The organism is Cecembia sp., from assembly GCF_007126775.1.
Lineage (GTDB): Bacteria > Bacteroidota > Bacteroidia > Cytophagales > Cyclobacteriaceae > Cecembia.
The window spans coordinates 1-17,965 of record NZ_SLAP01000060.1 but is presented as its reverse complement, the minus strand read 5'-3'; the positions used below and the strand labels follow the sequence as shown (position 1 = coordinate 17,965).

General features: G+C 39.7%; 15 protein-coding genes and 2 pseudogenes. 13 read left to right on the top strand and 4 right to left on the bottom strand.

Annotation, left to right across the window (positions count from 1 at the left end; translation table 11 throughout):
* Nucleotides 1–626, top strand: a pseudogene (locus tag QZT73_RS04280) (DUF2207 domain-containing protein); the annotation flags it as partial.
* A gap of 28 nt (nt 627–654) precedes the next feature.
* Nucleotides 655–1,386, top strand: coding sequence for an SIMPL domain-containing protein (locus QZT73_RS04275; protein ID WP_291777913.1), 732 nt, complete (start codon nt 655–657; stop codon nt 1,384–1,386).
* Between the two features lie 292 nt (nt 1,387–1,678).
* Here the strand turns inward: QZT73_RS04275 and QZT73_RS04270 are convergent, their stop codons facing one another.
* Nucleotides 1,679–2,101 carry a nucleoside-diphosphate kinase gene (locus QZT73_RS04270; RefSeq protein WP_291777910.1) on the bottom strand — a complete coding sequence of 141 codons (423 nt, stop codon included), beginning with the start codon at nt 2,099–2,101 and terminating at the stop codon, nt 1,679–1,681.
* Nucleotides 2,102–2,291: 190 nt separating this feature from the next.
* On the opposite strand from QZT73_RS04270, the gene QZT73_RS04265 reads away from it, so the two are divergent.
* The 4 genes from QZT73_RS04265 to QZT73_RS04250 are packed head-to-tail and all read left to right on the top strand — an operon-like array spanning nt 2,292 to nt 5,352.
* Entirely contained in the window at nt 2,292–3,332 is a 1,041-nt protein-coding gene (locus QZT73_RS04265) for a bifunctional oligoribonuclease/PAP phosphatase NrnA (protein WP_291777907.1), read from the top strand.
* A complete protein-coding gene (locus tag QZT73_RS04260) occupies nt 3,319–4,254 on the top strand; it encodes an FKBP-type peptidyl-prolyl cis-trans isomerase (protein ID WP_291777904.1) in 936 nt (311 codons plus the stop codon). Before QZT73_RS04265 ends, QZT73_RS04260 begins: the two co-directional genes overlap by 14 nt.
* Nucleotides 4,255–4,262: 8 nt before the next feature.
* On the top strand, nt 4,263–4,820 hold the full coding sequence (locus QZT73_RS04255) for an FKBP-type peptidyl-prolyl cis-trans isomerase (protein WP_291777902.1): 558 nt from the start codon (nt 4,263–4,265) through the stop codon (nt 4,818–4,820).
* On the top strand, nt 4,813–5,352 hold the full coding sequence (locus QZT73_RS04250; protein ID WP_291777922.1) for an FKBP-type peptidyl-prolyl cis-trans isomerase: 540 nt from the start codon (nt 4,813–4,815) through the stop codon (nt 5,350–5,352). Before QZT73_RS04255 ends, QZT73_RS04250 begins: the two co-directional genes overlap by 8 nt.
* 905 nt (nt 5,353–6,257) lie before the next feature.
* Here the strand turns inward: QZT73_RS04250 and QZT73_RS04245 are convergent.
* Nucleotides 6,258–6,926 carry an NnrU family protein gene (locus tag QZT73_RS04245; protein WP_291783230.1) on the bottom strand — a complete coding sequence of 223 codons (669 nt, stop codon included), beginning with the start codon at nt 6,924–6,926 and terminating at the stop codon, nt 6,258–6,260.
* Between the two features lie 52 nt (nt 6,927–6,978).
* Between QZT73_RS04245 and QZT73_RS04240 the strand changes: the two genes are divergently transcribed.
* Both QZT73_RS04240 and deoC read left to right on the top strand, forming a co-directional pair.
* Nucleotides 6,979–8,184, top strand: coding sequence for an NAD(P)-dependent oxidoreductase (locus tag QZT73_RS04240; RefSeq protein WP_291783232.1), 1,206 nt, complete (start codon nt 6,979–6,981; stop codon nt 8,182–8,184).
* 115 nt (nt 8,185–8,299) lie between these two features.
* Nucleotides 8,300–8,956: a deoxyribose-phosphate aldolase gene (gene deoC, locus QZT73_RS04235; RefSeq protein WP_291783235.1), complete on the top strand. Its 657-nt coding sequence runs from the start codon at nt 8,300–8,302 to the stop codon at nt 8,954–8,956.
* An 11-nt stretch (nt 8,957–8,967) separates the two neighbouring features.
* Here the strand turns inward: deoC and QZT73_RS04230 are convergent, their stop codons facing one another.
* On the bottom strand, nt 8,968–10,137 hold the full coding sequence (locus tag QZT73_RS04230; protein ID WP_291783239.1) for a Na/Pi symporter: 1,170 nt from the start codon (nt 10,135–10,137) through the stop codon (nt 8,968–8,970).
* A 327-nt stretch (nt 10,138–10,464) separates the two neighbouring features.
* Here QZT73_RS04230 and QZT73_RS04225 point away from each other — a divergent pair, with 327 nt between their 5' ends.
* The 5 genes from QZT73_RS04225 (at nt 10,465) to QZT73_RS04205 (ending at nt 16,914) form a co-directional block, all read left to right on the top strand.
* Nucleotides 10,465–11,595 (top strand): hypothetical protein, encoded by a 1,131-nt coding sequence (locus QZT73_RS04225; protein ID WP_291783242.1) that lies wholly within the window; start codon nt 10,465–10,467, stop codon nt 11,593–11,595.
* Nucleotides 11,596–11,674: 79 nt separating this feature from the next.
* Nucleotides 11,675–12,118: a nucleoside deaminase gene (locus QZT73_RS04220; protein WP_291783245.1), complete on the top strand. Its 444-nt coding sequence runs from the start codon at nt 11,675–11,677 to the stop codon at nt 12,116–12,118.
* A gap of 104 nt (nt 12,119–12,222) precedes the next feature.
* Complete coding sequence (locus tag QZT73_RS04215; protein WP_291783247.1) at nt 12,223–12,828, top strand: superoxide dismutase; 606 nt, start codon at nt 12,223–12,225, stop codon at nt 12,826–12,828.
* A gap of 216 nt (nt 12,829–13,044) precedes the next feature.
* The gene (locus QZT73_RS04210; protein ID WP_291786771.1) at nt 13,045–15,477 is read left to right on the top strand and encodes an outer membrane beta-barrel family protein; all 2,433 of its coding nucleotides are present in this window, start codon (nt 13,045–13,047) and stop codon (nt 15,475–15,477) included.
* Nucleotides 15,478–15,594: 117 nt separating this feature from the next.
* Nucleotides 15,595–16,914 carry a serine hydrolase gene (locus tag QZT73_RS04205; protein ID WP_291786769.1) on the top strand — a complete coding sequence of 440 codons (1,320 nt, stop codon included), beginning with the start codon at nt 15,595–15,597 and terminating at the stop codon, nt 16,912–16,914.
* On the opposite strand, the pseudogene QZT73_RS04200 reads toward QZT73_RS04205, so the two are convergent.
* Nucleotides 16,915–17,965 (bottom strand): annotated as a pseudogene (locus QZT73_RS04200) (hypothetical protein); the annotation flags it as partial. It abuts the gene before it with no gap.

Sequence of the window (17,965 nt, the reverse complement as noted above, 5' to 3'; positions counted from 1 at the left end):
TGACTTTCTTTTTGATGATTTTTGTTTTCCTGATATTTAGAAAAAGACCTTTCTTTTTCTTCTCTATTTCAATGTTTTTCCTTTTTTATTTTATCTACTTGGGTAATTCCATGTATCAAGATGGGAATGTTACTTTGAACAGTTTGTTATTGGCTTCCTTTATTCAGTTTTTTATTATATCCTATCCGATTTATGTATATTTGATAAGGCGTCCAAGTGAAGAAAAGTTAGCATTAAAAGCCAAGATCGAAGGATTTAAAAGATACCTGAGTACAGCGGAAGAACGGCAGATTCAAATGTTTAATCCTCCTGATTTAACCCCGGAGGTTTTTGAAAAATTACTCCCCTATGCCATGGCATTTGGTGTTGAAAAAATATGGGGGAAGAAGTTTGAAAATTTCCTGAAAAAATCAAGTGTCTTGAACCAGAAAGGACATCAACCATTATGGTATAGGGGGGCAAAAGGCTATGCCTATCACCGTATTGGGACACACTTAGGCAGTTCTCTTTCAAGGACCATTATGCAGTCTTCTACACAAAGCAGCAGTAGTGGGGGAGGAAGTGGATCAAGGGGTGGAGGTTTTTCAGGTGGTGGAAGAGGTGGAGGTGGAGGCCGTGGATGGTAATGAGATAATTAAAAATAAAATACAATACATGAAAAAGCACCTTACTGCCATCATTTTCGCTTTGTCTATTGTCATTGCTGCAGCCATTTTGGGCAACGCATTCATCAATAGAAATAAAAAATCCGGGACTGTGGATGTCACCGGCCTTGGACAAAAGGATTTCACTTCCGACTTGGTGGTTTGGGAAGGAAACTTTAGCAGGGAAAATACAGAAATACAGGTCGCTTATACGGACTTGGAAAAGGACAGAAAAGCAGTAACGGATTATTTGGTTTCTAAAGGAATCCCCAAGGATCAAATCATTTTCAAAGCTGTAAATACCAACCCTATGTACCGTCAAAATTACAGCAGTGCCGGAAACTATATGGGACAGACTTTTTTAGGATATGAGCTGAGTCAAATTCTCCAGATTGAATCCAGAGAGGTAGAAAAAGTGGAACAGATTTCGAGAGAAATCACTGAACTATTACTGCAGGGTGTAAAATTTTATTCTCAGGCACCCCGCTATTATTACACTGGTCTTGAAAGTCTCAAGATCGAAATGATTTCAAGGGCCACCGAAGATGCCAGATTGCGGGCCGAAAAAATTGCTGAAAACTCCGGTTCCCGATTAGGAAAATTGCTTTCTGCCAACATGGGCATTTTTCAGATTACCGGGCAAAATTCAAACGAGGATTATTCCTGGGGCGGCACCTTCAATACCTCTTCCAAAGAAAAAACTGCCTCAATCACGATGAGACTGAGTTATTCGGTTAAATAGGCCCTACAGAAAAAGTCAGATTTGCAAAAGCTACGAGATGGAAAATTGAAGCTGAATAAATAAACTGCGAACTGAAGCCAATGAAGTAGCATGTGTAAAGCTGACTAACAAAACCAAGCAAGATATACAAGGTTTTTGGGCTTAAATGCCTGAACCCCTTGCACTTGATCATAAGTTATATTTTGTAAAAACAACAACATCAGCATGTTTTGTGTTTTAAGCATGTCCTAAATAACACAAAAAGCCTACACTTGTACTTGTAGGCTTTTTGCGTTTTACTGAAAGTGTAGGTTTATTTTACCCTTTCATACTGATTAAAATAAAAGTTTCCTTCAATTTCGGCATTCTCATCAGAATCGGAACCATGAACAGCATTCGCTTCGATAGATGTAGCGAAGATTTTTCTGATGGTTCCTTCGGCTGCATTTGCAGGATTGGTAGCACCGATTAAAGTTCTGAAATCTTCTACCGCATTGTCTTTCTCAAGAATAGCTGCAATTATGGGTCCAGAAGACATGTATTTGCACAAATCAGCATAAAAGGGTCTTTCTTTATGAACTGCATAAAATTTACCTGCCAGTTCGGAGCTCAGCTGAGTAGCTTTCATAGCCACAATTTTAAACCCTGCTTCTTCTATCATTTTTAAAATTGCACCTGAATTTCCTGCTGCAAAGGCATCAGGCTTAATCATGGTAAATGTTCTGTTTCCTGCCATTTTTTTGGAGTTTATATCTGTTATTTATTTGGGTGCAAAAATAGTGGAAATCGGCTAAAGTCCATATGAAGGGGATGAAATCTCTGTTATCTCTTTCAATTTTAGCCAATTAGCTGAATTGGGAAAATTCAAAAATATTACAGACCTTTGCAAACTATATTCCTTTTAAGGGGTATACAAAAGCAATCAAATGCAGGAATTAGAGTCATTAAAAAATAGATTATCATCCCCCCAGAAAGTTGTTATTACCACCCATCACAAACCCGATGCAGACGCTTTGGGTTCATCATTGGGTTTGGCCAACTATCTAAAGAAGAAGGGCCATGATGTCACTGTAGTTACACCCTCTGATTATCCCTCTTTCCTTCACTGGATGAAGGGAAATGATCAAGTTATTAACTTTGAAAACCCGGAGCAACGGGAAAAAGCAATTAAAAAGGTGCTGGAGGCTGACACCCTTTTTTGTCTGGATTTCTCCTGTTTAAAAAGATTGCATGACCTGGCTTCTTTTGTAACCAAATCAAAGGCCTTTATTGCAAATATTGACCATCATCAGGATCCTAAAGACTTTGCTGATTTCCAATATTTAAGTACCAAAGCAGCGGCAACCTGCGAATTGGTGTACGAATTGATCGTTGCAATGGGAGATCAATCCATGATAGACAAAGATATAGCCGATTGCTTATATGCAGGAATCATGACCGATACAGGTGGTTTCAGGCACCCCAATACTACCAAAAATGTGCATTTAATTACCGCAGAACTGATTGGAATGGGGGCAGATAATACCAAAATTTCGCGGTTGATCTACGATACCAATTCTGTGAACCGATTAAAATTCATAGGTTTTGCCATCACCAGGAGACTCACCATTTTGGAAGACTTGCAAACTGCTTACTTTGCTATCAGTAAGAAAGATTTGCGGAAATACAATTCCCAGACCGGGGATACAGAGGGTCTGGTAAATTACGCCCTTTCCTTGGACGGGATCAGAGTTGCAGCCCTTTTCACGGAGAGGGAGGATGGCATAAAGATTTCTTTTCGATCCACAGAAGAAATCGCTGTAAACAAATTTGCAGCAGATTTCTTTGAAGGAGGTGGACATAAGAATGCAGCTGGTGGAAAATCCAATATTGGATTGAAAGAAACCACCGAAAGGTTTGAACATTTAATAAAAGAAAATAAAAAAACACTCTTCAATCAATTAGAACTTATCAATGAAAAAAACTAAAGCACTTTTATCTGCTGTTGCCATGATGGTCATTGCTTTCAGTGCAATGTCCTGCAACAAAACGAAGACCACGACTGATGGTATAGAATATACCTATATCAAAGAGGGTTCTCAAGCTCCCAAAGACGGGGAATATGTATTGTATCATTTGATCGTTCAAAATTCCAAGGACTCCACCTTTATTTCGACTTATGATCAAAGAATGCCCGCTTACCTTCAATATAATGATTCTATTCCCAGACAGTCGGGGATGGACGAAATTTTCTTAGGTCTTAAGAAGGGTGACAGCTTAGCGTTTGAAGCCAAAGCAGGAATAGTTTTTGGGAACAACATGCCCTTTTTCCTGGATGAAGATGAATCTGTCAAAATCCGTGTTGGAGTCGTAGATGTTTTGGATTATGAAGGTGTGGAGGCCTATTTTGGTGCCCTTCAAGAATCAGAAATGAAAAGACAGGCAGAAGGAGCCGTAAAGCAATTAGAGATCGATACACAGATCATCGAAAATTATTTGGCAGAAAATAATATACAGGCAACCAGGACGGAATCGGGTTTGTATTACGTCATAGAATCAGCAGGCACAGGTGCGGCAATTGAAGAAGGCGATTTGGCTTTCGTGCATTATGCAGGATACCTATTGGACGGAACGCTTTTTGACACCAGCCTAAAAGATTTGGCCCAATCCAGTGGCGTATACAGCGAGCAAAGGGACAATGTAGGCGGTTATTCTCCTTTGGAGGTACGTGTGGGCATGGGTCAGGTAATCAAAGGCTGGGATGAAGGATTGGGTCTGTTGAAAAAAGGAGATAAGGCCAAGTTCATTATTCCTTCTCCCTTGGCTTATGGAGATAGGGATTCCGGTGGACCAATTGGACCCAACTCTGTACTGCTCTTTGACGTAGAAGTCACAGATATACAAAAATAACCCAAACGATGAAAAAGACAGGATTAGCAGTAGTATTCATTATTTCACTTTTATCTGGCTGTATTTCAGACAGTGAAAACAGCCAGGCCATCTTTGAAAGAGACCTACGGTTGATAGAGGAATATATTCAGCAAAACCCTATTGCGTCCGTTAAAGAGTTTGAAGATCCTGGTTTTGGCATACGGGTATTTTGGCAGGAACTTTCCGGAAGTGAAAAGAGAGCTGTTCCTGGAGACACCCTTTTGGCAGATTATATTGGGCGATTCTTAGACAATTCTGTTTTTGACACTTCCATAGAGAGCGTTGCCCGGGAAAATAACATTTTCGATCCCAGCAGACCCTATCAACCATTAGAAATGGTTTTTGGCATAGGGGACGTATTGCCTGGGTTTGAATTTGCCCTTGGGCTCATGGATGAAGGAGACAAAGCCACAGTCATCATGCCCTCCTTGTACGGATACGGGGCTGGAGAGAGGCAGGGTATCCCTAGAAACTCTGTATTGATATTTGAAATAGATTTTATTTCCATTAAGGAGCCGGTTGAAGATGATTTGAATGATGAATAAATTTAAAGGAGTATTTCTAGGGTTTCTTTTGGTCATTGGCATTGGTTGCGAGCCAAACAATCCATTTGGTCCAAGTTATGATTTGGAGGCCAATCTTGAACGTGATGCAGAAATCATTGAGGATTTTTTGGCTACTGCTCAAATAGATAGCCTCTACCGAATTCATGATCCAAACGGAGTGGTCATCATCGTTCAGGAAGAGGGAGAAGGAAATTTCCCTGGAGAGTTCAGGTTGATCTACAATAATTACATTGGAAGGTTATTGGATGGAACCATGTTTGACACCAACCTGGAAAATGTGGCCATAGAAAATGATATTTGGGACGAAAACCGTATCTACAGGATATTTCAGTTTACTCTAGGCAGCCAAGAAGCCATTCAGGGATTCAGCATAGGCTTTAGAAAACTGCGAAGTGGTTCAAAGGCTGTTTTGATCATTCCTTCACCTTGGGCTTACCGTGACCAGGATAGAGATAATATCCCAGCCAATTCGGTACTCATGTTTGATGTGGAATTTCTTGGTTTTGAGTGAAATACAGCTTTAATGTACCCATCAATAAAAACCCACTTACTATAATTTATTTCTAAGTTAGAATAATGAAAAAAGGACATCAAAAATGATGTCCTTTTTTATTTTGGCAATCAAAATTCTATGTAGGGTCTTTTGAAAAAGTCTCAGGTGCAACAAATTCGAGGCGGCAATGCGAAGATGTATTGTTATAACTCGAGCTGAAACCAACAAAGAATATGTTGTGCCCGAGGCTAAGCTATAAATATCAAAAATTGATATTTTGGTGCAAGGATTTTAACTTATCTTGATTAAAAACCTTGCACTTTGATCTATAAAAATAAATTTCATATGATGATTTACAGCACCTTAGCTGTTTTTCAGTAGACCCTAGGTAAACCAGGATTACAAGTAACAGGCCTACGATATTTGAGTTGGAATTGCTTGAGATTAAAAATCCAGCTAAAAAAGATTAAGCCCATTTGACTGCCAATGACAGAAATAGACACCACTTTGAGATTATAAAAAAGTATTTACAGAGAAGGGAATGACAGTTATTGAAACGTCATGCTGAGAATTCAACATTTAAGGGAATGTACAGAAAGGGTAATGACAAAATTGCGCGTCATACTGATCCCGAGTAATTAGGGAGAAGTATCTCCTTAACTTTGGGAGATTCTTCGCTTCCCGCAATTCTGCGGGACAGGCAGTTCCTCGCTCAGAAATGACGGTTACTGTAATCTGTCAATGGTAGCGGAGCTTGCTGAGTCGAAGCATCTCCTCTATTTTGGGAGGCTCTCCGGAAAGATCGGGGCAGGCTTTCGCTTCACTCAGGGTGACGAGTCTGGCAATCTGTTATTGGTAATATATAACAATTCCTTTATCCAGTTTTTAAACTTTAAATCACAAATAAATCAAAACTTTCAAGTTTATACTCTAAACTTGGTAGGGAATAAAGCCGGCACTTCCTTTTTATATTCGGTATATCTTTTTCCATAAAGCCGAATAAGTTTTTTTTCCTCGAAAAAAATGCCTACTGGTAGGTATGCAACCAAACATCCCAAATGGATCAAAGAAGAAATCACCGGGTCAAAAAAGAAGAATCCCAAAAAAATCAGCAATAACCCAGAGTAAATAGGATGCCTTACATAAGCGTGTATCCCACTTTTGATTAATTCAAATTCCTCCTCAAGGTCATTATGCAACCTTAATCCTGAAAAAGTGGCAATGGAAAAATTCCTGAAAGCTTTGACCAAAATAATGGTACCAAATCCGGCAAACATATAACCCAGATAAGTGGTGAAATCAGTAGATTTTAATAAGTATTGCTTTTCAATTCCCGCTCCATAGATCATGATAAACAAAAAAAACACAGTAGAGAATAAACTATACACCAAACGGTAGGCTTTGTATGCATGGCCTATCTTATCGCTAAGCCAATGCTTAAAATCCAGGTTAGCCAATAAACTGTGCAATCCATAAAACGTGGCCCAGAGGAAAACCAGGTTAAAATAAGGCATGATGATATTATCGGATGTAGATAGCATTACAATCGAAAAAGACAGAAAGATAGTTCCCCTTCCTATATTTCTACTCAAGAGTTTTTTGAATGGTCTGCTTTTCCTAATTTGAGACTTTAAACCCAATGCCATGAAGATAGGACTTATTCGTGAAGGCAAAATCCCCGAGGACAAAAGGGTAGCCTTTACGCCCAAGCAAATAAAAACCCTGCTTTCCCTTTATCCTGAAAAACTGGAATTTATTGTAGAGCCCAGTCCTATTCGCTGTTATTCGGATGAAGAGTACTTAGAGGAAGGTATTCTACTCAGTGAAGATCTCTCTTCTTGTGATGTCCTAATGGGGATCAAGGAAGTACCCATTGATCAGCTGATACCTAATAAGCGCTATGTTTTCTTTTCCCACACCATTAAAATGCAGGCATACAACCGCCGAATGCTCCAAAACATCTTGGAAAAAAACATCCAGCTTATAGATTACGAATTACTCAAAAATGAAGATGGGGAAAGAACAGTGGCCTTTGGAAAATGGGCGGGTATTGTCGGTGCATACAATGGCTTGTGGACATATGGCCAAAAAAGCGGACTGTATGATATGAAAAGGGCCTATGAATGCTTTGATCGGATGGAGCTAGATGAAGAACTCAAAAAGGTACAGTTGCCTCCGATTAAGATCGTGGTGACCGGAAAGGGAAAGGTTGGAAAAGGGGTAAAGGAAATACTGGAAAGGGTTGGAATACTGGAAGTATTCCCAAAGGATTTTCTCCAACAGTATTATGATGAACCCGTATTCACCAACTTAACTTCATCAGATTACAACAGAAGAAAAACTGATGGTGGATTTGATAAGGAGGAATTTTATGGCAACCCTGAAAAGTATGAAAGTCATTTCATGAAATACGCAGAACTGAGCGATATCCTAATGGCTGCTGCCTATTGGGACCAGCGTGCACCTAAATTATTTGAAAAACATGATATCTGTTCAGAAGACTTTAATATTTCTGTTATAGCTGATATTACCTGTGACATTGATGGATCAATCCCTACCACGGTACAGGCCTCCACAATTTCTGATCCTGTTTATGACATTGATAGGGAATTATTTGCTGTTTTGCCAGCATTTGGCAAACAAAACAGCATATCTGTAATGGCCATAGATAATTTACCTACCGAACTTCCAAGAAATGCTTCTGAGGAATTTGGCAATCAACTGATAGAAAATTTTATTCCAGAGCTTTTGAAAACCAAATCAAGTAAATTGGAAAAAGCCACAATTACCAAGGATGGTGACCTCACCTTGGAATTTATGTATCTGAAGGATTTTGTAAATGAAACTTGACGATGGAAAGTTTATGAAATCGTAGAACTTCAAATTCAACATTGGTAAGATGCACAGAAATGAAAAGACAATTCTTGCGTCGGTAATATGAATATTCGACAAAACACAATTGATAATGAAAAATATAGCACGATATATAGAACAGACGGTACTGAAACCACAAACCAATGATGCTGACATTGAGCAATTAGTACAACAGGCCAAAAAATATGGATTTGTTGGCATTTGCGTACCCCCTTTTTGGGTAAAAAAAGCCAAAAGAGAACTTGGAGAAGCAGCGATTCAATTGGTTACAGTCATAGGTTTTCCACTTGGTTACAATATGACAGAGGTGAAGGTTTTTGAAACAGAACAGGCCATTAAAGACGGCGCAGACGAAATTGATGTGGTATGGTCGATTACAGCATTTAAGGCAGGGATGAATTGGCCAAAGATAGAATTGGCCAAACTCGCAAAAACCTGTCACGATGAAGAGCGCCTCTTAAAAGTTATTATTGAAACAGCATTCCTCAATGAGGATGAGATAGTTCAAGCCTGTCGCATCTGTGCAGATGCGGGAGTAGACTATGTCAAAACCTCCACAGGATTTGCTCCTGAAGGCGCTAAGGTAGATCATATCAAACTGATGCGTGCAACTCTTCCCAGCAGTGTTGGGATCAAAGCCAGCGGGGGCATCAAAAACTATGAGCAGGCTCTAAAAATGATACAAGCAGGAGCAGATCGCATAGGAACAAGTTCTGGAGTACAGATTGTAGAAGCATCCAAGGGGTAAACGGTTCTCTTTTATTTTTGTATTTCTGTTTTTGGGTATTTATGGGCCTGTCCCATTTCCCTTATGTCCCCGTCTCTGTTGAAGTAGATCAAGAGGAAGGGGATAATAAAGAAAGTAAGGAGAATATAGGCAAATCCAACCAAGCGCTTTCGGCTTGATTCATTCCCTAGAAAAGTTGCAATTTTTACAGGTATATTCCTTATAGCCGCCGACGGCATAAATAACATAGCTCCGATTAAATTGAACAAGACATGCACTATAGCCAGACTAATGGCTGCGTCCGTTTTATAAATGGCGGCAAGTGCGGCAGTAATCGTCGTACCCATATTGGCACCAATGATAAATGGAAAAGCTTTGATCAAAGAAACTTTTCTATTGGCCACTGCAGGTACCATAATGGAGGTGGTCACTGTACTTGACTGAACCGCCGCTGTAAAGAAAGCCCCATAAATAAAAGCCAAAAAAGGTTTGTGAAAGATATGTTTGTTGACCTTTTTTAGGTTATCAGACATAAAAGCCTTCATCACGGATTGAGAAAGCAATTTAATGGATACAAAAACTAAAATAACAGCAATAATTAAAGCAATAACCTGGTTTTGAATGATTGAAAGTAACCATAAAGTCAGAGGCCGGGTAAAAAGCACATTGTAGCTATAATTTCCATCAAAATCCTCTCCAAGATCAAAAAAAGTAGCTGTTAAGTAAGAAGCGGATTCGCTCAAAAACCCAAAGTATACTTCCAAAGGAAATAATATCAATACAGTAAGGATATTAAAAACATCATGGAGGACCCCTGCGGCAAGTGCTTTCTTAAAGAGGTTTTTCTTCATTATAAACGAAAAAGCCACCAATGTACTGGTAATGGTGGTTCCGATATTGGCCCCCATCACTATAGGAACCGCCTGTCCCAATGTCAGGGAGCCAGATGCTACCACCGCTACCACCATCGCAGTAACAGTGGAACTGCTTTGGATCAGGGCAGTCATCAACAGACCTATAAATAAGCCTACAAAGGGATTGTTGGTCGCTACAAAAAGTTCGGTTGCAAAATCACTGTTGAGCTGGGCCATGCTGACCGTGAGCAGGTCGATAGAAAACATAAAGAACAAAAGCCCAAAAAGTGTAATGATCGCGGGAATGACTTTATTTAAAGAAATTATTGCCTTGCTGCTTTTATCCATTTATAGAAAAACCCCGAAAGGGGTTGGGGTTCAGTTTTCAAAGTGCAAAATAAAGGTAAGCCTGATTAATTTCAGGAGCTTTGATGTGAAGATTTTGTTAATTATACGGTTATCTCTCCTTCAAAATAGCAAATCTGGGTAAAAATATTAATCTTTTGCTCTGATTAATCTAAAATTAAGTCAAGTTTTGGTCTTGGGATGGAAAGAAAATTACTTTTTTGCAAATAAGTAATTCATATTATTCAATCTCTTAACAATTTCTTAACATGTAAGCCAAATAATCTTCTTTAACTTTGCGGCGGTTTAAGAAAGCAATAGCTCAACCATATGGCCAAACTCAAAGACCAAAACATTAATCAGGATGCCCTTTCAAAGGTAGCCTACACACTTTTTGATTTTACCAAAAAAGAAAAAACTTTTTTGTTGGTGATCTGTATTTTGATAAGCATTGCAGGTATGATAACGCCTTATACCTATGCAGCTATGTGGTTTGGCTTCATACTTGCCGCTTATTCTGCAATTGCAAATGACAGTATTCAGACAATAGGTACTTTTATCGCCTCCAACCACCAAAGAAAATGGTATTGGTTATGGTTATTTATGGGGTTGATCTTTGTAGGAACAGTCACTTTCAGCTGGTTTACCTACAATGGAGACGTCAGTTACCAAAGACTCCAGGTACCTGGCCTCGATAAGGCGCCAGAGGAATTTGTCTTTTTACAATTGGCAGCACCCATCGTCTTATTGGTCATGACCAGATTGAGAATGCCGGTATCTACCACTTTTCTACTTCTCAATGTTTTTACCTATAAAGCAGGAACCATTCTTGATGTAATGAAGAAAAGCTTTTTGGGATACCTTTTGGCATTCTTTATTGCAATAATTGTTTGGTTTTTAGTTGAACGGTTTGTTAAAAACTTCCTAAAGGGTCAAGCTAAACCTTATTGGTATGTATTGCAGTGGGTCACCTCAGGAACCTTATGGGCAGTATGGATCATGCAGGATGCGGCGAACATCGCCGTATTTTTGCCCAGGCAATTGAGTACTTGGGAATTTATCGGGTATACCGGATTTATTTTCCTCGGTCTTGGTTTTCTATTTTATCTAAAAGGCGACAGAATTCAAGGTATAGTAAATGAAAAGACCAAAGTAACCGATGTTCGTGCAGCAACTTTGGTTGATTTTGTGTATGCCATCATTCTTTTCTATTTCAAAATGCTCAGCAATGTCCCAATGAGTACCACTTGGGTATTTATAGGATTGCTTGGGGGAAGGGAACTGGCTATAGCCCTAGCCAAGTCCAAGAAACTGAGCAAAAGAAAAGCAAGAATATTCAGGGCCTATTCATTGGCAAGAAAAGATGTCATCAAGGCAACTATTGGTCTTTTGGTTTCCCTGATATTGGCACTGATTATCAATGAAGGTGTCAGAAATGAAATTCTTGACTTGTTCCGATAAAGTCTAAAAAACAATAAAATAGAAGCGCAGGTTTTTTACTAATCCTGCGCTTCTTGTTGTATTATCCTTAATTTGTACCATGGAATTGTATTCTGATGCCTATTTTATGAATGAAGCCTATAAACAGGCCCAAATCGCATTTGATGATGAGGAAGTTCCGGTAGGTGCAGTGGTCGTATGTAGAAATAAAATCATTGCCAGGGCTCATAATCAAACTGAAAAACTCCGGGATGTGACGGCACATGCAGAAATTCTTGCAATTACAGCCGCTGCCAATGCCCTTGGCTCAAAATACCTTCCCGAATGTAAATTGTATGTCACTTTAGAACCATGTATTATGTGCGCAGGTGCGGGTTTTTGGGCACAATTAGGAGAACTGCACTTTGCAGCCAATGATCCCAAAAGAGGTTTTTCACTACTGGAAAAAAATATACTTCATCCCAAAACCAAGGTATTCAAAGGACTGATGGCCAAAGAATCCAAAGATTTGTTGGACTTCTTTTTTAAAAAGCTAAGAAATTAAATCCTTTTTGGTCATTTTAGAACCATTTTTCTTTCAAATTGGTTGATTAACTATATCTGGATACAGAATTAATTTTATGTTTTACCATAAACCTTTTAAGAAAAATGGCTTTTGAACTACCGAAATTACCTTATGACTACAATGCGTTGGAACCTAATATTGACGCACGTACCATGGAAATCCACCACGGAAAGCACCACAACGGTTATGTAACCAATCTGAACAATGCTATTGCAGGTACTGATTTGGAAAATAAAAGTTTAGAGGAGTTAATGAAAGTAGCCGGCTCCAACAATGCAGTCAGAAACAATGGAGGTGGTCATTATAACCACAGCTTGTTTTGGACAGTGATGTCTCCGGACGGTGGTGGTGCCCCCACAGGTGATTTGGCAACTGCCATTGATGCAAAATTTGGATCTTTTGACGCTTTCAAAGAAGAATTCAACAAAGCTGCTGCAACCAGGTTTGGATCAGGGTGGGCTTGGCTGTGTGTAGATGAGAAAAAAGAACTTTGTGTTTGTTCCACTGCCAATCAGGATAATCCACTGATGGATATTGCAGATTGTCCGGGTACTCCTATTTTGGGCTTGGACGTCTGGGAACATGCTTATTACCTGAATTATCAAAACAGAAGACCTGATTATGTTGCCGCTTTCTGGAATGTGGTCAACTGGGCAGAAGTAAGCAAAAGATTTGCAGCTGCAAAATAAAATTTTCCGTGTTTGTAATTGACTGATGAGCGCTCTGAGGTTTTCCTCAGGGCGTTTTTTTGTTACCTTTCCGAACGGTAATATTGTTCGGTTTTGTTACAATTGAATTTTTATCTTTTTTATAACATGCTGTTTTTCAATTATTTAATGTTTTTTTTAGCTTCTGGCACTGGATTTTCATAAAGAAGTTTACCGAACATGAAAAAACCAGCTATTATGAAAATCACAACACAATTATTTGTTTTCCTGCTCTCCTTTTTTTTAGGTTTGAGCAATTTGGCAGCAAAGGAATTTGCTCTTATATCCGGTCAAGTGACCGATGAAAAGGGTGAATTCCTGCCTTTTGTCAATGTGGCCTTGATGGATGCTAGTTCCGGAGCACTTTTGACTGGTGCTGTAACTACTGATGATGGTAAGTTTCAAATAGAAAGTGTCAACTCCGGTGAGGTCAGGCTAATGATTTCTTCCATTGGCTTCGAAACTTTTCAATCTGAGCCTTTTGAAGTAAAACCCGGTACAAACAAAGACTTTGGAGCCATTGCTATCAAGGAGGAGGCCAACAACCTTTCTGAAGTGACAGTAAGGGCTACACGTCCAGAAATCATTGTAGAGGCAGATAAAACCACGGTAAATGTAGAAGGAACCGTTATGGCAGAAGGCAATACAGCATTGGATGTCATCGCCCGATCTCCTGGAGTCTATGTGGATCAGGATAATAATATCAATCTTAACGGCAGACCGGGAGTTACGGTGATGATCAATGACAGGCAGACCTACATGAGTGCTGCTGATTTGGCAAGCTTCCTGCGTTCCATGCCGGCTGACAACATCAAAAGCATAGAAATCATCAACAACCCCAGTTCCAGATTTGATGCTGAGGGGGGAGCTGGAGTGATCAATATCGTTCTCAAAAAGAATAATATAGACGGCATCTTCGGAAATGTGAACCTAGGAGGAATGTACAATGGTATTTATGGACCGAATACTGGTGTGTCGGTAAATGTTAAAAAAGGGAAATGGACCAATCAGGCCAGCTTGAATTACAATGAATTCAATTTCCTCAATGAACTGGACATTGAAAGAAATTTTCAATTGGAACAAGGAGTTTCTAACTTCCAGCAGCGCTCTGACATTGGCATGTATAACAGAAGTTTATTCTTCAATGGTGCCTCAGATTATGAGTTCAACAAAAATCACAGCGTAGGCTTTAATGTTCAGGCTTCCAGGTATAATGGGGAAGATTTGGGAAATTCATTCACAGAAATCAATAATCCAGGTACGGAAGATGTGTTTTTTCTGAAATCTGACAACGATACTGGTTCTAAAAACAAAAGGCTCTTTGGAAATTTCCACTATGTGGGACTATTGGACTCCACAGGGACCAAACTTACTTCAGATATTGATTTCACCAAAATGGTTTCCTCATCTACTTCATTGCTCTCTAACAGCAGTTGGGTAAACGAAAATGAAAACCAATCTGCAAGAGACTTCATCCTTACGCTCAATGATATGGATTACAATATTTTCACAGCAAAGGTTGATTTTACCAAACCTTTAGGAAAAGGCAGGGTACTTGAGGCTGGTCTGAAAGGAAGCTGGGTTAAATCTGATAACAACCTGGACTTGAGTAAAGCTGAGGAAGAAGAGCCTTTTCAGCCAGACCCTAACAGCAACCGTTTTATCTACGAAGAAAATGTGTTGGCCGCCTATACTTCTTACAAAAGCAAGTTTTCTGAAAAAGTGAGTTTTCAGGCAGGACTACGGACAGAATATTCAGACATCACCGGTACTTCTGTGACTTTGGATCAGGTCAACCAACAAAGGTACATTGACTTATTCCCAAGTCTTTATGTACAACAAAAGGTCAGCAAGGATTATCAGATCATTTACAATGCAAACAGGAGGATCAGTCGACCCAATTATCGCCTATTGAATCCATTTATTTTCTACATTGATCCTTTGACCACTGAAGTTGGAAATCCTAACTTGAGGCCTCAATATGCGCACAATTTGGAAATGAATCATGTGCTGAAAGGTGCTTACCAGTTTACTGTAGGGTATTCCATGACCACAGATGTATTCCAGCAAATCTTTACCCAAGACGAAGAAAGCAGAACCACTACTACCTTTACTGCCAACCTGGATAAATCACATGTGTTCAATGTAAGAGCCATGATACCTGTGGAAATCAGGCCTTGGTGGAACACCAGCAATATGCTTCAGCTGACCAATTCCAAGTGGAAGTCCATGATAGGAGATGCGCTCTTGGATGTATCCCAGACTTCCTTTATGCTCCGGTCACAACATACCCTGAATTTACCAGGTGGATTCAAAGCAGAGTTGATGGGCATCTATATGGGGCCCTCACAATATGGACAGGCAATGATCAAAGGTTTTGGCTGGGTGGATGCAGGTGTCACTAAAACCATGATGAAGGAAAAACTTACTTTGACGGTGAATGCAACAGATTTATTTGCTTCTCAAATCATCAGGGCTGATGTACAGTTTGACAACATTGATACGCAGTTCAGGCAGTACCGTAGTACGCAGGGAGTCCGATTTACACTGCGGTACAAATTTGCCAGAGGGGAAAGCTTTAGGGTTGCCAATAGAACTGGCAGTTCAGAGGAAAGGGATAGATTGGATTAATTTCCCAAGCAGAGATACGTACCAATTAAAAATTGTTATCGAATCTACATTAAACTTCCTCCAAATTCTGGAGGAAGTTTTTTAAATTTAGTTAGTCAAATCCTAAATCAGGAAATAATGAGAAAAACAACAACTCTTTTGCTACTTAGCTTCTTGGCAATTGGAAATCTAATAGCCCAAGAACTGGACAGAAAAAAACTGGATAGTTATTTCGATCTGATTACTGAAAATGACCGTGCGATGGGTTCGGTTACCTTACGACATGAGGGCAATGTAATTTATCAGCGGGCCTTTGGGTATGCTGACATTGAAAAGGGCCAATCAGCAGCTTTAGAAAGTAAATATCGGGTAGGTTCTATTAGCAAAACTTTTACGGCTGTATTGATATTCAAAGCTATAGAAGAAGGCAAGCTTTCCTTGGATCAACCTATATCCTCATTTTTTCCTGAAATAAAAAACGCAGAAAAAATTACCATTAGTGATTTGCTAAATCATAGAAGCGGCATCTTCAGTTTCACTTCCCGGCCGGATTATCTGTCTTGGAGTTCTGACCCCAAAAGTAGAGCAGCCCTTTATGAGATGATGTTGGAAGGAAACAGCATCTTTGAGCCTGGCAGTAAAGCAGAGTACAGCAATTCCAATTACGTTTTATTGACCTGGATTTTGGAGGACACTTACAAAAAAAGTTATTCCGATTTACTTAAGGAAATCATCATCCAACCCTTATCTCTACAAAACACTTATGTGGGAGAGGCCTTTGCTCCAGACAACAAAGAAGTGCTTTCTTACAAATTTTTAGGGGAGTGGCAGCAGGAAAATATTACAGACATGTCTATTCCTTTGGGTGCAGGAGCCATAATTTCCACACCGGAAGATTTGACCGTTTTTATCAGGGCCTTATTTTCAGAAAAACTCATTTCACCTGTCAGTCTTAGTCAAATGACTGAACTTAAAGACAATTATGGGCGTGGTCTGTTTAAATATCCCTTTCATGAGGAATATGCTTATGGACATGATGGGGGAATTGACGGTTTCAGATCCTCTCTGAGCTTTTTTCCTGAACTTGATCTGGCTTATTCCCTGACATTAAATGCCGTAAACATGGATCCTAATCAGATTTCCATTGCTGTACTAAGCGCTTTTTTTGGAAAAGAATATGATCTGCCAAGTTTCAGTGCCCCTACTTTAAGCGAGGATGAGCTGGATGCCATGGTAGGTGTCTATGCCGCAGCAGGATTCCCTTTGGAAATCACTATCAAAAGACAAAACTTAACCCTGATCGCTCAGGCAAGCGGTCAACCTGAATTTCCCTTGGAGCATATAGAAGGGAATACATTTGTTTTTAGGGTGGCAAACCTCAGCATGGAATTTCATCCTGAAGCGGAGGAAATGTCCTTTGAACAAGGAGGGATGAAGTTTACCATGAAAAAGAAATAGTTATCGGAAAATATAACTCAGCCCTACAGTTGCAATAAAGTTATTTTTATCCAGCCCGGGCACGAAATACTGGTCAGGCTGATTTTCTAAAAACCACTTGTAGTTGAGTGTATTGACAAATTGGAAATTACCATGAACAAGCAAGTTTCCAAATCGCCAATCTGCCACCAAAGAGGGTACGAGGTCCACATATTTGTTTCTCCAGTCTTTGGAACCTTCAAATCTCAAATAATAAAAATCATTGTTGTAGACGATTCTTTCAAAATGTAAGCCTATTCTATTAAAATCATTCACCCATGCAATTTCTATCCAATTCACATTGGCAGCTGGGCCATAGCCCATTCCCAAGACCTGTCCATGTTGTGTGTAACCATGCCTTACATGGTTGTGGATATACCATGTATCCAGGTTTCTAATACTCTCCCGTATGGTCTGTCCGGTTTGGGTCATTTCTGCAGAGATCTGTAGGAATTGTTTTTCTTTTTTAAGCGGCATCAAATTGGAAAACCCAAAGGTAAAACCACGGTTTCTTTTCGGTGTGATCATAAAATCAGCCAATCTACGGCTGTTTCCATTCGTCCCATATTCCCCATAAAACTCAAAATGCCCCTCTGTATTTATCCAGCGAAAGAACCCGGAACTGAATTGTTGCCTCTTGTCCCGAATCGGGTTACGGACATTGTTCCTTCCTTTCTGCCCATTGAAAAAGGGCACATAATCTCCCAATCGGTCCTGATCTTCCACATACACATTATTGGTAGCTGAATAGCCCAAAAACAAACCAGGTACCCATTTGGGTTGATAGCTAAAAATGATACCGGATAGATTTCGTACACCATTCTCTCTTTTGGGTATCCGCACTGGATTGCCTTGAATGCTGTAATCGGAATGGGGAGGTAAAAAACCAGAGGGCTGAAGCAGGCCGGAGATAAACTGTCCTTCAAAATGACCTACAGGGGTCTCAATAGGTTTTAAGGTATTGGCTGTAAAATGAAGGAAACCTGGGGCATTGTTGCTTAAAATCAATGAATTTCTCCGAGAAGGCCCCCAC

Coding starts and splice junctions, on each gene's coding strand:
- QZT73_RS04275 (WP_291777913.1), top strand. CDS start 655: ATGAAAAAGCACCTTACTGCCATCATTTTCGCTTTGTCTATTGTCATT.
- QZT73_RS04270 (WP_291777910.1), bottom strand. CDS start 2,101: ATGGCAGGAAACAGAACATTTACCATGATTAAGCCTGATGCCTTTGCA.
- QZT73_RS04265 (WP_291777907.1), top strand. CDS start 2,292: ATGCAGGAATTAGAGTCATTAAAAAATAGATTATCATCCCCCCAGAAA.
- QZT73_RS04260 (WP_291777904.1), top strand. CDS start 3,319: ATGAAAAAAACTAAAGCACTTTTATCTGCTGTTGCCATGATGGTCATT.
- QZT73_RS04255 (WP_291777902.1), top strand. CDS start 4,263: ATGAAAAAGACAGGATTAGCAGTAGTATTCATTATTTCACTTTTATCT.
- QZT73_RS04250 (WP_291777922.1), top strand. CDS start 4,813: ATGAATAAATTTAAAGGAGTATTTCTAGGGTTTCTTTTGGTCATTGGC.
- QZT73_RS04240 (WP_291783232.1), top strand. CDS start 6,979: ATGAAGATAGGACTTATTCGTGAAGGCAAAATCCCCGAGGACAAAAGG.
- deoC (WP_291783235.1), top strand. CDS start 8,300: ATGAAAAATATAGCACGATATATAGAACAGACGGTACTGAAACCACAA.
- QZT73_RS04230 (WP_291783239.1), bottom strand. CDS start 10,137: ATGGATAAAAGCAGCAAGGCAATAATTTCTTTAAATAAAGTCATTCCC.
- QZT73_RS04225 (WP_291783242.1), top strand. CDS start 10,465: ATGGCCAAACTCAAAGACCAAAACATTAATCAGGATGCCCTTTCAAAG.
- QZT73_RS04220 (WP_291783245.1), top strand. CDS start 11,675: ATGGAATTGTATTCTGATGCCTATTTTATGAATGAAGCCTATAAACAG.
- QZT73_RS04215 (WP_291783247.1), top strand. CDS start 12,223: ATGGCTTTTGAACTACCGAAATTACCTTATGACTACAATGCGTTGGAA.
- QZT73_RS04210 (WP_291786771.1), top strand. CDS start 13,045: ATGAAAATCACAACACAATTATTTGTTTTCCTGCTCTCCTTTTTTTTA.
- QZT73_RS04205 (WP_291786769.1), top strand. CDS start 15,595: ATGAGAAAAACAACAACTCTTTTGCTACTTAGCTTCTTGGCAATTGGA.